Consider the following 14,208-nt stretch of genomic DNA (forward strand, 5'->3'; position numbering starts at 1 on the left):
GTGGAGTTTCGACCACGACAGCACGTTCGCGGCACGAGCCCAAAGAGCCGTGGGCCGCAGGTTCGACCAACGATCCTGGGCGAACACGATGGCATCGTGGTGGTCGACAAGCCGCCCGGTATCGTGACTGCCGACAAGGACCCGAATCGTGAATCAGTGCTCGCGCACGTCAAACGCTGGCTGAAGAACACGCGCCCCGATGCGCGGATCTGGGTTGTGCACCGGCTGGACAAGGACGCGAGCGGCCTGCTGCTGTTTGCCACCACGCCCGAGGTCTACGCCTGGCTGAAAGAAGACCTGCGCGCCCACCGAGTCGAGCGCGAGTACACGGCCGTGGTGCACGGCGTGCCCGACTGGAAGGGCGAGCACACGCTGGCCGACCAACTGCTCGATGGCCCCGAGCACCGCAAGGTTCTGGTCGCGCCACCGACATCCACGACAGGCCGCAACGCGGTGACGCACGCCCGAGTGCTCCACCGGGGCAAGGGACGCGCCATGGTCTCCGTGCGGCTCGAGACCGGGCGGCGACATCAACTCCGCGTGCAGCTCAGCCACGCGGGGCATCCGATCCTGGGCGATCGGCTATATGGTCCCGAGCCTTCGGCGGCTGAGAAGAAGAACAAGAACTTTCGCTTGTGCCTGCACGCGAGCAAGCTCACGCTTCATCATCCGCAGACAGGGCAGAAGCTCGTGTTCGAGGCACCCCCACCACCCCGTTTCTTCACGCTGGTAGGAGAAAAGGCGCCAGAGGAATCGATCGAGAAGCCCAAGGAAGCCGGCCCGAGGCCCCAGCAGGCCGCGGCCAGGGGCTGGGACCACGTCGCCGCGTGGTACGACAAACTCGTGGGCGAAGGCCAGAGCGATCATCACTCGGCGGTCATCATTCCAGGCACACTGCGGCTGCTTGACCTGCGAGAGGGCGAGCAACTGCTCGACGTGGCGTGTGGCGAGGGAGTGCTGGCGAGGGCGACGGCGCAACTTGGCGTGCGCGTGACCGGCGTGGACGCGTCGGGGCGGCTGATCGATGCCGCCGTAAAGCGTGCCGGCGGGCTCGAGCGATACCTCACCGGCGATGCACGGCAACTCGAGTCGCTCGGGCTCGAGCCGGGATACAACGCGGCCGCGTGCATCATGGCGCTGATGAATATCGACACGATCGAGGCCGTGTTCCGAGGTATCGCAGGCACGCTCGCGCCGGACGGGCGGTTTGTGGCAGTCGTGCTGCATCCGGCGTTTCGGGCGCCCGGGCAAACCAGTTGGCAGTGGGACGATCGGGAAACGCAGGGGCCGGGCCGTTCACCCAGGACGGAGCAACGCCAGTATCGGCGGGTCGATGGCTATCTCACGCCATACGCGCACCCGATCGTCATGAACCCCGGCGCCGCCGCCCGTGGACGCAAACCGGTCACCACGACCACGCATCATCGCCCGCTTCAAGCCTACGTGGCGGCGCTTTCGAGGTGTGGCTTCGTCATCGAGGCCATCGAAGAGTGGCCCAGCCAGCGGCAGAGCGAGCCGGGGCCCCGGGCCGACGAGGAAAACCGGGCTCGCCGCGAGATCCCGCTCTTCCTGGCATGGCGGGCACGCCTGGCAACGAAGGCCGAAGATCAGTAGCCGTAGTCCTCATCGGAGTACGCGCTCTTGTTTTCGTTGAACGCGGCTCGCTGGACCAAGGTCGCCGTGAGCAAGGGACTGCCCACCAACACGAACACCAGCAAGGGCGGCGTCCACCATCGCTTCAGTCTGGGCAAAACCAACGCCGCGATCCCGCAGCCAACGGCGGCGAGCAGCAGCATGGCGATCGCCCACTCAGCCAGCAAAGGCGAGCCGAGCGTCCGACCTAGAAGCATCCACACGCCGATGGCCATCGTTGCCAGCACCCCCACGCCGCGCAGCACAACGTGGCCGGCCGAGTATGCAAGCAACCCGAGCACGAGAGCACCCGAGACGAGTACCGACTGCACCACGGCCGCCTGCTGAGACGACACGCTGATCCCAAAATGGAAGATGATCGCAGGCACCGCCCCGAGCACCGCCGCCAACGCCACGATCGGCAAGGGCCGGACCAGCATCGAACGATCGAGGTTGCAGGCGCGATCGATCAACACCTGCACGAGGAAGGCCGACACGCCAATGGCGGGCACGTCGAGCAGCATGTCGAGCGGCAGATTCTCCGTGAAGTGGAGCGGTTCGCGGATACCATAGCTGATGCTCGCGGCGCCGAGCAGGCATACGGGCAACGAGAACCACCAGCGACCCGGCCCCACGGCGACCAAGGCTGCCGCGATGGCGCCCATGCCTACCAAGGCGGGCGTCCTGACGTTGACGTTCAGGGGCCACCAACCGTCGTAGGTCTCGACCAGACGCATCGACCAGACCACCCCACCACCAACGACGAGCGTCGCCATCGCCGTGATGAGGCGTTCCAGCACGCCTCGTGGCCGAACGACTCGCCCGGGCTCGAGATTTCGTGGGGGAAGCGGGCCGCGCCGTAGAGCAACCGCCACGCCCGCGAACATGAGCGTGAGCGTAGCGATGACCCCCGGCACGACGCCGCCAAAGACTGCGGCGTTGATGCGTGGATCCATGCGATTACTGCTTGGTGGCCTCGACGAAGATGGTCAGGTCGACCGTATCGCCCAGGCCGCCGTTGTCGATCGAAGTGGTCATGCCGAAGTCGCTGCGCTCGAAGCTCATCGTCGCCTCGTAGCCGACGCGGCGCTGGGTGCGGAAGTCACCTTCACCCGTCTTTCGAATGATGGCCGAGACGGGAAGCGTCTTGCCCAGGAGCGTGAGTTCGCCGTCGACGGTCACGCTTCCGTCGCCATTGGCCTTGCCGCCGCTGGCCTTGAAGGTACTGGTGGGGAACTGACGGACGTTAAAGTAGTCGGCGCTGCGCAGGTGCTCGTCGCGGCTGTTATTGCCCGTCCAGACGCGGCTGACGTCGATGGTCACGTCGATCATCGACTCGCCCGCGTTCTCGGGGTCGACCACCATGGTGCCCTCGATGCCTGGGAACATGCCATGGAAGGGCGACGCGCCGACGTGCATGATGCGAAACACGACGCCCGAGTGCACGCTGTCGATCTCGCCGTTGGCGGCCACGGCCTCGTAGGAGGCCGGAGCAATGCTGGCGACCGGAGTGGACGGTGCGGGGCTGTTCAGGAACAGCGAGACGCCCATGGCGCCGGCCGCGCCTACGCCAACAAGGCCAACGCGGGCCAGAATCTTGCTGAGATGCATGCTTGGTTTCCTCCAGGGAGTGTTCCGGATCGAATTTGCGAGACCGTGGAACCAGTGGCCTAGCGGGCGTATTCCGGCTCGTTGCCCGCTTTCCACTTGATGGAACAGCCGATGCTGGGCTTCTGGGGCCAGTCGATCGGCTCGCCGTTCATGACCGCTTCGATGGCAAGGCGGAGATCCCGACCGGTCACCGGCTTGTCGCTTCCGGGGCGGCTGTCGTCGAGTTGGCCGCGGTAGGCCAACTCGTGGTTGGCATCGAACACGAAGAAGTCCGGCGTGCAGGCCGCCTGATAGGCCTTGGCGACCGACTGATCCCGGTCGTAAAGGTAGGGAAACACAAATCCGTTCTCGCGGGCGACCTCGGCCATGCGCTCGGGGGCATCATCGGGATGGGTCTCCACGTCGTTGGGCATGATGGCCACGAAGGCGACCCCCTTGTGCGTGCAGTCGCGGCCCAACCGCCCCAATTCATCCATGATGTGCTTCACGAACGGGCAGTGGTTGCAGATGAAGGCCACGACGAGGACCTTGGCCCCGCGAAAGGCTTCCAGATCGACCACCGTACCCGGTGGATTCTGGCCCGAGTAGTCGAGCAGAGAGAACGGCGGGGCCTTCGAGCCCAGGGGCAGCATGGTTGATTCGACGGGCGGCATGGGGATCTCCTCGTGGCGGGTTGGCATGGCCCGAGCGGGCTCGTGCAGCGTATGGCGGCCCTATCCGAGCAAGAAATCGCCCGCAACTGACCCCGGGACGACACGGAGCCGATGGCTATACTTTGGCTCGGCATGGTGGTCCGAGCGTGCCGACGCGGGCAAACCCCAATCCTCTGTAGACTGCCCTGTTCGTTCCTGGGCGTGTTGACGGTTTGGGACCCGGCGATTCTTGTCTTGGGAGCGACCGGGATCCGGTCAATCTCTATGAAGCGCCCTTGGCGGGGCACCCCCGATTTCGGCTCGTGTCGAACAGGGGCTCGGATCACGCTCTCGCCGGTGCCGCTGCACGAAAGGCTCATACCGATGGCCGAAAATCACGAAAACACCCTGGTCAAGGATCTCATCGAAGCGGGCATCCACTTCGGCCAGCGCTCCAGCGCGTGGAACCCGAAGATGAACCGCTACATCTACGACCGGCGCAACGGCCTGCACATCATCGACATCAAGGAAACCGTCAAGGGCCTGCTGCTGGCCAAGCGGTTCCTGGCCAAGACGGTGTCCGAGGGCAAGGACGTGTGCTTCGTAGGCACCAAGCGTCAGGCCAAGGACATCCTCGAAGAGCGGGCCAAGGACGTGGGCATGCACTGCGTCACCGAGCGCTGGCTCGGCGGCATGCTGACCAACTTCCGCACCATCCGCACGCGGCTCAAGCGGCTCGAAGAACTCGAGGCCATCGAGCAGGAGGATAACTTCGCCAGCTACTCCAAGAAGATGGAGAGCCAGCTCCGCCGCGAGATGACCAAGATCCGCCGCAACCTCGACGGCGTGCGCGGCATGGATAAGTTGCCCGGCGCCCTGATGATTATCGACGTGAAGCGCGAGATGACCGCGATCCGCGAGGCACGCAAGCTTGGCATCCCCACCATCGCCCTCATTGACACCGATGGCGACCCGGACGTGGTGGACATTCCCATCCCCGGCAACGACGACAGCATGCGGTCGATCGACGTGATCATCCGCGAACTGTGCAAGGCCGTAGCCGAGGGCAAGCAGGGCCGCAGCGTGAGCGAGGCCGCCAGCGACAAGGACGAGAGCGGCGCCGAGCAGCCCCGCCGCCGCAGCCGCCGTGCTCAGTACTCGGCCGACGCGCCTGCTCCCGCGCCCGAGGGCGAGGCCGATCAGCCCGCCGCGACCGCCACCGAGAACTGAGCGACTCGTTTGCGATGTGCCTCGTCGCATCGCAGATCGACACGAATCCACGAGACACCCGCCGGCCTGATCTGGGGTCGGCCTACCGAGCCGGAGAAGACTGAGCATGGCACAAGTCGAAGTGAGCGCAAAGGACGTCATGAAGCTGCGTCAGAAGACGGGCCTCTCGATGATGGAGTGCAAGAAGGCACTCACCGAAGCGGGCGGCGATCAGGACGCCGCCGAGGAACTGCTGCGCAAGAAGCTCAAGGGCAAGATGGAGACCCGCACCGATCGCGCCGCGGGCGAGGGCCGCATCGGCGTGGCCATCGACGGCGACAAGGCAGCCATCGTCGAACTGCGGGCCGAGACGGACTTCACCGCCAAGAACGAGAAGTTCGTGCAGATGACCCAGGACATCGCCAAGGCCGCCAAGGACGCGCCCGCGGGTGATGTCTCGCTGCCCGAGTCGGCCGCCGGCACGCTTGATGAGATCCGCATCACCACTGGCGAAAACATCAGCTTCGCCCGCGGCAAGGCCCTCCATGGCGGTAAGTTCGCCTCGTACATCCATCACGATGGCAAGACGGGCGTGCTGCTGCAGGCAGAGGGCGACGTCGACGAAGCCACCATGAAGGACATCTGCATGCACATCGTCGCGGCGGTGCCCACCCCCGCGGGCGTGAACCCCGACGACGTGCCCCAGGACCTGATCGAGAAGGAGCGCAAGTTCCGACTCGAGCAGGCGATGGAGAGCGGCAAGCCCCAGGAAATCGCCGAGAAGATGGTCGAAGGCGGCATGCGGAAGTTCTTCGAGACCGTGGCCCTGGTCGAGCAGCCCTTCGTGAAGGACCCGAGCACCAAGATCAAGGATCTGGTGGGTTCCAAGGGCAAGCTCGTGCACTTCGAGCGCTGGGTCGTGGGCGAAACCGCCCAAGACTGAATCAGCCCTAGCATCGGCCGCCATGGCCACCTCAACCCAAGAGCAGTACACCATCCGGGCCAAGGTCTTTGACCTTGTCCCGCAGTTTTTTATTACCGACCAGCAAGGCCAGATGGTCGGCTACTGCCGCCAGAAGCTGTTCCGGTTCAAGGAAGAGATCGTCCTCTACACCGATCGCACGCGCGAGAGCGAGTTGCTCCGCATCAAGGCCCGACAGATCATCGACTTCGGCGCCACTTACGACGTCAGGCTGCCCAGCGGTCAGTCGATCGGCTCGCTGCGTCGCAAGGGCCTCAAGAGCACCTTCGTCCGCGACGAGTGGCTCGTGCTGGACGAACAAGGCGGGCAGATCGGAACGCTGCAGGAGGACTCGACCATCCGAGCGCTGCTCCGGCGGACCATCGATGCCGCTGCGGCGTTCATGCCCCAGAAGTTTCACCTGAGAGACATGGCCGGCCGCGAGATCGCCATCTTCCGGCAGCACTTCAACCCGTTCGTCTTCAAGCTTGGCATCGCCGTTCTCGAAGACCACGATCAACTCGACGACCTGATGCTGATCGCCATCGGCGTGCTCACGGCCATCATTGAAGGACGCCAGCGAGACTGATCTCAGGCCTGGCGTGCAACGAGCACGGCCAGCAACGTCAGGTCGGCGGGCGTGACGCCCTCGAGCCTGGAGGCCTGGCCGAATGTCGCCGGTCGGAAGCGATCCAGCGACTGGCGGGCCTCGGTGCGCAGGCTGGTCATGGCGGTATAGTCCACGTGCGTGGGGATCCGCCGGCGCTCCATCTCGCGCTGCCTCTTCACCTCGCTCGCCTGCCGCTGGATGTACGGCTCGTAGCGATGCTCGGCGGCGACCATCCTGAGCACACGCGGATCGAATGATCGACCGGCCTGAGCGGCGACGTCTCGTTCGAATTGCGCATCGTTGTATTGCGGCCAACGCAAGGCGTGGGCCATGGGATGCCCCTCGACGCGTGCGGCGGCCACGGCGGTTCGCAGTGCGTCCACCTCGTCCGTGCGGGCTCGGTACGCTCCGGCCCGTTGCCGGCCGACGTCCGTGGTCGCCAGCAGCCCGAGTTCGATCGCCTTGGGAGTCAGCCGCTCCACGGCGTTATCGCTGCGCAGCAGCAGGCGATGCTCGGCCCGGCTGGTGAACATGCGGTAGGGCTCCACGGGCGTGCGTGTCACCAGGTCGTCCATCAGCACGCCGATGTACGCCTCCTCGCGGCCGAGCACGAAGTTTGGCTCACGATTCGTTGCCAGCAATGCCGCATTGACGCCCGCAACCAAGCCCTGTGCCGCCGCCTCTTCGTAGCCGCTGGTGCCGTTGATCTGCCCGGCCAGAAACAAGCCCTCGTAGCGTTTCGTTCGCCCCGTCGCCTCGATCTGGTGCGGACGGACCATGTCGTATTCGACGGCGTAGCCCCAGCGATAGACGTGCGCGTCCTGGCAGCCGGGCATGGTGCGAACGACCACCTCCTGCACGTCGGCCGGCAGGCTGGTGGCGATGCCGTTGCAATAGACCCAGTCGCTCTCGAGGCTTTCGGGCTCCAGGAACACCGTGTGCGACGTCCGCTCGGCGAAGCGATGCACCTTGTCTTCGATGCTCGGGCAATAGCGTGGGCCGGGCGCCAGGTCGCCCCGGAACATCGGCGCCCGGTGCAGGTTCTGCCGCACGAACTCGTGTGCCTCCGGCGCGGTGCTGGTCTTCTTGCAGGGCGTGGGCGTCAGCACCGGGAATTGCGGCGCAGCCACTGCTCCGACCATCCAGCCGCCAGGTTGCCCGGGCAGAGGGGTTAAGGCACTGAAGGGCTCGGGCGTCTCATCGGGCGGCTGCTCTTCCAAGCGGTCCCACTCGATCGTCGATTTCTTTAGCCGCGGCGGCGTGCCGGTGCGCAAGCGGCCAAGTTCGAAGCCAAGCCTGGAGAGTTCAGCGGAGATGCCAACGGACGGCGCTTCGCCGTAGCGTCCACCGGAAGACTTTTCCTCGCCCGTGTGCATGAGTCCGCGCATGAACGTGCCCGTCGTGAGCACCACGGCGCCGGCCCGAAGCTCGCTCGGGAACGCACGGTTCTCGCCCGTCCCGGGCCCTAGCCGGACCCCCACCACCCGATCGCCCTCCAAGACGAAGCTCTCGACGGCGGCCTCGATGATCTCGATTTCCGAGCGGGCGTCCAGCATGGCACGGACGGCCCGCGGGTAGGCCAGCTTGTCGCTCTGGGTACGCGGGCCTCGCACGGCCGGCCCGCGGCTGCGATTGAGCAGGGCGAAGTTGATGCCCGTGGCGTCGGCGGCCAGGCCCATGAGCCCGCCAAGGGCATCTATCTCGTTGACCAGTTGCCCCTTGGCCAGCCCGCCGATGGCCGGGTTGCAGCTCATAGCCCCGATGGTGTCTACGCGCAGTGTCACCAGGGCCACCGTTCGGTTGCCACCAAGCAAATTGGCGGCGGCCCACGCGGCTTCAGCGCCGGCGTGTCCACCGCCGATCACGATGACCTGATACCCAAGGCTCTTCGACGGCGTCGTCATCGAGCGAAGTGTAGATGCCGACCGGTCAGACCGTGCTGGTGTCCTGCTCGGCGCAGTCGGTCGCCTCGGCCACGCCCACGGCGACGGCCATCTTGACCAGGCAAGGCAGGGTCTTGGCCCGCATCTTGCTCATGACGCGCGAGCGATGGACTTCGATGGTCTTCTCGCTCAGGCCCAGCTTGGCGGCCACCTGCTTGTTGGCGTAGCCGTCGACGACCAACTCCATGACCTCACGCTCGCGGGGGGTGAGCTTCTCGAGCCGGCCGCGGATGCCAGCCACGCTGGCGGCCTTCTGGCGACGCTCCTCGTCCACTTCGATCGCGCGCGAGATCTGCTCGAGCAGTTCCTGGTCGCGGAAGGGCTTCTCGAGGAAGTCGATGGCACCCCGCTTGAGCGCCTGGACGGCCATGGGAACATCGCCGTGACCGCTGATCATGATGATCGGGAGCTTGACCCCGCGCCCCTTGAGCATGTCCAGCAGTTCCATGCCGCTGGTGCCGGGCATGCGCACGTCGAGCACGAGGCAGCCGGGCACGTCGCCGGTGAACTCCTCGAGGAACGCGTCGGCGTTGGCGAACGGCTCGACGTTGAGGCCGACCGATTCGATCAGCCAGCGAAGCGAATCGCGCATCGAGGGATCATCATCAACCACGAACACCGTGGCCGATTTGGTGATAGGACTGTCTTCGGTCTGAACCTGGCTCATGCGGCGCCTCCTTGGCTCTTGGTTTGGGTTGGATTGGGAGCGACCGAGTCGCTCGAATGGGTCGCGTGCTCGCTCCGCAAGCCGCCTGCACGTTGCAGGGCGGGAAGATGGAGTTCGAACACGGCTCCTCCGCCGGGTGCATTGCAGGCACTCAGACGCCCGCCATGCACTTCGGCGATGGTCTTGCTGATGGACAGGCCCAGGCCCATCCCCTTGCTCTTGGTCGAAAAGAATGGTTCGAACAAGCGGCTCTCGCAGCCATCGGGCAGGCCCTTGCCATTGTCGCTGACCGACAGGCACACCATCCCTTGCTCGTCCATGAACGTCCGCACCCTGACCGTCGCGGGTGAAGCTCCGGCCGACCCGATGACCGCGTCGCGTGCATTGCGCAGCAGATTCAGGGCTACCTGCTGGATCTGCACCTCGTCGGCTCGGACGTCTGGCAGATCGTCCGCCAGTTCCACCCGCAGTCGAACTCGCCCGCTCTCCGGACTGGCCTTATAGAAGCGCATGGCCTGTCCGACGGCTTCGTTCAGCGACATGGGCTGATACTGCAAGGTCGAATGGGTCGCAAACCCACGCATCCGCTTAATAATGCCACCAGCAAACTCCGCAAGCTCGGCGCAGCCACGCACCGTCTTGATGAGTTGCTCTCGGTCGATGGTGCCGGCTTCGAGTCGGCGCAGGCAGCCATTCATGTAGTTGGTGATGGCGCCCAGGGGCTGGTTCAGTTCGTGGGCGATTCCGCTGGCCAATTCGCCCAGCGAATTCTTCTGCCACTGATGGGCCATCTCATCGAGTTGCTGACGGTGCTGCTGCTCGGCTCGCTTGGATTCGGTCAATGACTCGTGCGCCACCACCGCATACCGGGTTCCGTTCCAGGCAAAACCGGTGGCACGAACCTGGAACCACCGCTGCTCCTCGGGGCTGTCGCATGGATACTCGACATAGGTGGCCGTCTGCTGGCCGGCCAGCACCGATCGAAGGCCGGATGCAACCGCACTGGCTTCCGCCGCGGCTTCGCCGTCCGCCTGATCGCACGCCTCGAGGTAGTTCGAGCCAATACAGGCGTCGTCGGATTCCAATCCGTTCAGCCGAGCAAATTCCCGCCAGGCACGATTCACCGCCATGATTCGGCCGGTGTTGTCGAGCAATGCTACCTCTGCGGGCATCACGTCCAGAGCCGCGACCAGGAGTTCCATCGAGCCACCGTTCCCCTCAACCAGGGAAGACGCGATGCCTTGGGCTTGTGCCGCGTGATCTGCCTCGATGAGCACGAGCCATGCATTTGGCTCGCCTCCAATCTCAGGGGCAACTTCGACGCGCACGTGCGGGCTGGAAGGATCCCGGAGGCTGCAGGGCCGGGCCGCCTTGAGGGCTCGATGAAGTTCTTCGCCGAACCGCGGGCCAAGGCCCGCCGCTTGCAGGGCCGCTTCGAAGGTACGGAGAACTCTGCCGGCCGCGTTGGCCCACGCCACGTCGAACCCGGCGTCATGGACCCGCAAGCCGAAAGCGGGCGAGGGATGCGACTCCATAATCCGGGCCGTCGCCACGTGTTGCGTGGCATCGGCGGGCTCTTGTGGTTGTCGCTCGTCACGGATCATGGCTGGCGCTCCGACCGAAATCCCTGTCAGCGGGGTCCCGATCGCCTTCGACTCCATTGTGGTATTCAAGAACCCCCCGACTGCCATTGGAGCGAGACGAGGATAATCCCTAGCCATTGACGATAACTCTTACGGGATACCAATTATTCCTAAGGGTACCCGATTGGGCGCTCTTGGCCGGGGTAACGGAGGGTGCGCATCCCTTGTAGGCCGAGGGGCGGAGCGGATGTGTTCGGGCTGTCAGGTCCTAGAACCCCGCATCGCCTGCCAATTATCCGCATTTTCCTCCCGATTACGGGGGGTTGCTGGTACACTGGATCAACGGAACGGTACAGAGAGATCACGGTACACCAAATTCAGAGGAGAGCACTCATGCCGATGCAATTCCGTCGCGCGGCCTCATTGGCCGCCGCGGCTGGCTTGGTCTTCGCCGCCACGGCGAACGCCCAGGGCACCTGCCGCGCAGACCTTGACGGGGACGGCGACCTGACGGTCTTCGACTTCCTTGAGTTCCAGAACCTGTTCGATGCGGGCGACCTGCGTGCCGACTTCGATGGCAACGGTCGTCTGGACATCTTCGACTTCCTGGAGTTCCAGAACGAGTTCGCCATGGGCTGCCCCTCGGGCGACATCATCTCGGCCGAACTGGCCTCGGAAGACCTCAACGAATTCCCCCACGCCGACTATGTGAGGGCGTTCCAGGGCGGCCGTTCGTTCTGGGTGTCGATCGACCCGGGCGTGACCACCCCGCCCACGGGCACGGTGGACATCTACATCGTGGCCGACAAGACGGCTGCCGAATGGGACAGCGACCCCACCCTGACCGACGCTCGCGGGTTCGCCCAGCCGGGCACGTTCAGCGGTGGCGCCTCCACGGCGGACAACCAGGTCGAGATGGGCGGCGTGAGCTTCCTGAACGATGATGCCGGTGAAGATCTCGGCGTGCCCTATGACGTCGTGATCGACGTCAACCGCAACGGCATGCTCGATGCTGGCGACATCATCGACGGCCTTGACGATGCCGGCATGTGGCTGTTCAAGGACCTGACCACGCTCGGCCCGGCTGCCCGTACTCGCGTTGAGACCTACACGGCGACCTTCCCGGGCATCCCGTCTGGTCGCAACCAGCAGCGTTTGACCTACCCCAGCGACATCGCCAGCCGCGACAACGTGCCGGTGGTCATCATCGCCCACGGCAACGGCCAGGACTACCGCTGGTACGACTACATGCACGATCACTTCGCCAGCCACGGCTGGGTCGTGATGAGCCACCAGAACGACACCGTTCCGGGTATCGAGACGGCCAGCGAGACGATCCTGCGCCACACCGATTACTTCTGGGGCAACCTGTCGACGATCGCTGGCGGCGTGCTGAACGGTCGCCTGGACAAGAGCCAGACCTCGTGGATCGGCCACAGCCGTGGCGGCGAGGGCGTCGCTCGAGCATGGAACAAGATCGAGACGGGCATCTACAGCCCGGTCAACTATTCGCTCAGCGACATTAATCTGGTGTCGAGCATCGCACCGACGGACTTCCTGCTGACCAGCAGGTCGAACCCCGGTGGCTCGAACCACCACCACATCGCCGGCTCGGGCGATGGCGACGTGAACGGCGGCCCGACGACTCCGGTCGTCCAGTACTTCGCCATCTACGAGCGCGCCAACACCGAAGAAGGCGACAACCAGCGCACCAACACCTACGTGCTGGGCGCCGACCACAACGACTTCAACTGCTGTGGCTTCAACGATTACACGGGTCCGGCCGCCCTTCAGATCGGCCGCGCCGAGGCTCAGCAAGTGGCAAAGATCGCCTGGCTGGTGCTGATCCAGAACGCCGTCCGTGGCAACGAGGTTGCCATGGAGTTTGTGCAGCGCGAGAAGGAGAGCACGCAGCCCCTGGGCGTGCGCAGCTCGACCAACGTCGTGAACGAGTACAAGGCCGCGTTCGACCTGTCGCAGAAGACCATCATCGATGACTTCCAGTCGCAGCCGTCGACGACGATCGCCAGCTCGGGCGCCACGGTGAGCTTCAACGTCACCAACTTCGTGGAAGGGCGCCTGGACGACAACAACACGTCGTTCACCTGGCTGACCAGCGACCCGATGAACGGCATGACGCGCGCCGACAACGGCGGCGATCAGACCAGCGGCATCGTGTTCGACTACAGCATCGATCGCTTCCTGCAGTGGGACCTGCTGGGCGTGCCGCTGTACAGCGACTGGACGCAGTACAGCACGCTGAGCTTCCGCGCCTGCCAGGGCACGCGTCACCCCGACACCATCGCGATTACCGCGAACCAGACGTTCACGGTGACCGTCATCGATGGCGACGGCAACTCCAGCTCGATCAACATCGGGGCCTACGGCAACGCTGGCCTGAACGAGCCCTTCCCCCGCACCGGCGCCGGTACGGGAACGGGCTGGGCCAACGAGTTCGAGACGTATCGCATCAACATCCAGGACTTCCTGCGTGACGGGCGGACGCTCGACCTCAGCAACATCGACCAAGTCCGGTTCGAGTTTGGGCCGTCCTTCGGCACCAACCGCGGCCGCATCGGGTTCGATGACCTCGAGCTGCTCCGTTAACCTCGCCTCACCACGGGTTCCACGCCCATGGGGCATGGACTGAACTGAACGATCACCGATTACCATCGGAGTCAGAAAGCCATGAAGATTCTGAACACAACCCTCGCGGCGTCCGTTCTGGCAGCTGCCGTCGTCGCCGCTCCGCCGCAGACCCCCGCCACGCCGGCGGCGGTCCAGGACATCGTCTTCGCCCAGCCGTTCACCCTTGAGCAGGGTGAGGCCAGCACCTGGCGCGCCGAGCGTCCGGTGGTGGACAGCGGCTACATCATCGTGCTGAAGGTCAACCCCGACCTGGTGTACCCCCGCCAGAGCGCCGAGCCGGTGCTCTACGTGGGTGACACCACGGCCGAGCGGCTGAACGTGGGCTATCGCTCGGGTTACGTCGTCGCCGTCGTCGGCGCCGAGATCACCGGCGAGAAGGCCATGGACCTCAGCAAGGTGAAGATCTGGTTCGGCACGCCGGAACTGCCCGAGCGGGTCGATGCCAACCGCATCGCCCAAGAGTCGGCCTTGGCCGACGCCGCGGGCATCAAGCCCTTCTCGGCCGACAAGATCAGCGATCTGCTGGCCCAGAACGAGGTCCTGCGTGAGCGGACCAAGGCCGGCATCCTCGACGATGTCGCCGCCCAGATCCGTCGCTTCAGCCCGCAGGAAGAGGAAGTGGCCGTCGCCCTCGAGGCGAGCTCGGGCCAGTCCGCCGGCAGCTGAATCGACAATCGAACCGATGAATTACTGATCGGTTCGCCTTGATTG

The 14,208-nt window shown here is 65.0% G+C and carries 12 protein-coding genes; 6 read left to right on the top strand and 6 right to left on the bottom strand.

What is annotated here, in order from left to right; all coding sequences use genetic code 11:
- Positions 1-1,614, top strand: a complete 1,614-nt coding sequence (locus RIE32_02680; protein MEQ9095149.1) for a pseudouridine synthase — start codon at positions 1-3, stop codon at positions 1,612-1,614.
- On the opposite strand, the gene RIE32_02685 is transcribed toward RIE32_02680, so the two are convergent.
- Genes RIE32_02685 through RIE32_02695 form a run of 3 tightly spaced genes read right to left on the bottom strand, consistent with a single transcriptional unit; the run spans position 1,608 to position 3,896 of the window.
- Positions 1,608-2,588, bottom strand: a complete 981-nt coding sequence (locus RIE32_02685; GenBank protein ID MEQ9095150.1) for a hypothetical protein — start codon at positions 2,586-2,588, stop codon at positions 1,608-1,610. The two genes, RIE32_02680 and RIE32_02685, sit on opposite strands and share 7 nt — an antisense overlap.
- Before the next feature lie 4 nt (positions 2,589-2,592).
- Entirely contained in the window at positions 2,593-3,243 is a 651-nt protein-coding gene (locus RIE32_02690; protein ID MEQ9095151.1) for a YceI family protein, read from the bottom strand.
- Between the two features lie 59 nt (positions 3,244-3,302).
- Positions 3,303-3,896 carry a thioredoxin family protein gene (locus tag RIE32_02695; GenBank protein ID MEQ9095152.1) on the bottom strand — a complete coding sequence of 198 codons (594 nt, stop codon included), beginning with the start codon at positions 3,894-3,896 and terminating at the stop codon, positions 3,303-3,305.
- Positions 3,897-4,259: 363 nt separating this feature from the next.
- Here RIE32_02695 and rpsB point away from each other — a divergent pair, with 363 nt between their 5' ends.
- From rpsB to RIE32_02710, 3 genes are all read left to right on the top strand, one after another.
- On the top strand, positions 4,260-5,105 hold the full coding sequence (rpsB, locus tag RIE32_02700; GenBank protein ID MEQ9095153.1) for a 30S ribosomal protein S2: 846 nt from the start codon (positions 4,260-4,262) through the stop codon (positions 5,103-5,105).
- A gap of 106 nt (positions 5,106-5,211) precedes the next feature.
- Positions 5,212-6,027, top strand: coding sequence for a translation elongation factor Ts (gene tsf / locus RIE32_02705; protein ID MEQ9095154.1), 816 nt, complete (start codon positions 5,212-5,214; stop codon positions 6,025-6,027).
- Positions 6,028-6,049: 22 nt separating this feature from the next.
- Positions 6,050-6,634, top strand: coding sequence for a hypothetical protein (locus RIE32_02710; protein ID MEQ9095155.1), 585 nt, complete (start codon positions 6,050-6,052; stop codon positions 6,632-6,634).
- A 2-nt stretch (positions 6,635-6,636) separates the two neighbouring features.
- On the opposite strand, the gene mnmG is transcribed toward RIE32_02710, so the two are convergent.
- The 3 genes from mnmG to RIE32_02725 are packed head-to-tail and all read right to left on the bottom strand — an operon-like array spanning position 6,637 to position 10,542.
- Positions 6,637-8,559, bottom strand: coding sequence for a tRNA uridine-5-carboxymethylaminomethyl(34) synthesis enzyme MnmG (gene mnmG, locus RIE32_02715; GenBank protein ID MEQ9095156.1), 1,923 nt, complete (start codon positions 8,557-8,559; stop codon positions 6,637-6,639).
- Positions 8,560-8,584: 25 nt separating this feature from the next.
- Entirely contained in the window at positions 8,585-9,265 is a 681-nt protein-coding gene (locus RIE32_02720) for a response regulator transcription factor (GenBank protein MEQ9095157.1), read from the bottom strand.
- Complete coding sequence (locus RIE32_02725; protein ID MEQ9095158.1) at positions 9,262-10,542, bottom strand: ATP-binding protein; 1,281 nt, start codon at positions 10,540-10,542, stop codon at positions 9,262-9,264. Before RIE32_02725 ends, RIE32_02720 begins: the two co-directional genes overlap by 4 nt.
- A 699-nt stretch (positions 10,543-11,241) precedes the next feature.
- On the opposite strand from RIE32_02725, the gene RIE32_02730 reads away from it, so the two are divergent.
- Together RIE32_02730 and RIE32_02735 are read left to right on the top strand one after the other, a co-directional pair.
- Entirely contained in the window at positions 11,242-13,455 is a 2,214-nt protein-coding gene (locus RIE32_02730) for a GC-type dockerin domain-anchored protein (GenBank protein ID MEQ9095159.1), read from the top strand.
- An 81-nt stretch (positions 13,456-13,536) separates the two neighbouring features.
- On the top strand, positions 13,537-14,163 hold the full coding sequence (locus RIE32_02735) for a hypothetical protein (protein MEQ9095160.1): 627 nt from the start codon (positions 13,537-13,539) through the stop codon (positions 14,161-14,163).
- Positions 14,164-14,208: the final 45 nt, after the last annotated feature.

The sequence above is a fragment of the Phycisphaerales bacterium genome (genome assembly GCA_040221175.1).
In the GTDB taxonomy this organism is placed as follows: domain Bacteria; phylum Planctomycetota; class Phycisphaerae; order Phycisphaerales; family UBA1924; genus JAHCJI01.

Excerpts from the sequence above, each read along its gene's own strand:
- RIE32_02685 (MEQ9095150.1), bottom strand. The coding sequence starts at position 2,588 with ATGGATCCACGCATCAACGCCGCAGTCTTTGGCGGCGTCGTGCCGGGG.
- RIE32_02690 (MEQ9095151.1), bottom strand. The coding sequence starts at position 3,243 with ATGCATCTCAGCAAGATTCTGGCCCGCGTTGGCCTTGTTGGCGTAGGC.
- RIE32_02695 (MEQ9095152.1), bottom strand. The coding sequence starts at position 3,896 with ATGCCGCCCGTCGAATCAACCATGCTGCCCCTGGGCTCGAAGGCCCCG.
- rpsB (MEQ9095153.1), top strand. The coding sequence starts at position 4,260 with ATGGCCGAAAATCACGAAAACACCCTGGTCAAGGATCTCATCGAAGCG.
- tsf (MEQ9095154.1), top strand. The coding sequence starts at position 5,212 with ATGGCACAAGTCGAAGTGAGCGCAAAGGACGTCATGAAGCTGCGTCAG.
- RIE32_02710 (MEQ9095155.1), top strand. The coding sequence starts at position 6,050 with ATGGCCACCTCAACCCAAGAGCAGTACACCATCCGGGCCAAGGTCTTT.
- mnmG (MEQ9095156.1), bottom strand. The coding sequence starts at position 8,559 with ATGACGACGCCGTCGAAGAGCCTTGGGTATCAGGTCATCGTGATCGGC.
- RIE32_02720 (MEQ9095157.1), bottom strand. The coding sequence starts at position 9,265 with ATGAGCCAGGTTCAGACCGAAGACAGTCCTATCACCAAATCGGCCACG.
- RIE32_02730 (MEQ9095159.1), top strand. The coding sequence starts at position 11,242 with ATGCCGATGCAATTCCGTCGCGCGGCCTCATTGGCCGCCGCGGCTGGC.
- RIE32_02735 (MEQ9095160.1), top strand. The coding sequence starts at position 13,537 with ATGAAGATTCTGAACACAACCCTCGCGGCGTCCGTTCTGGCAGCTGCC.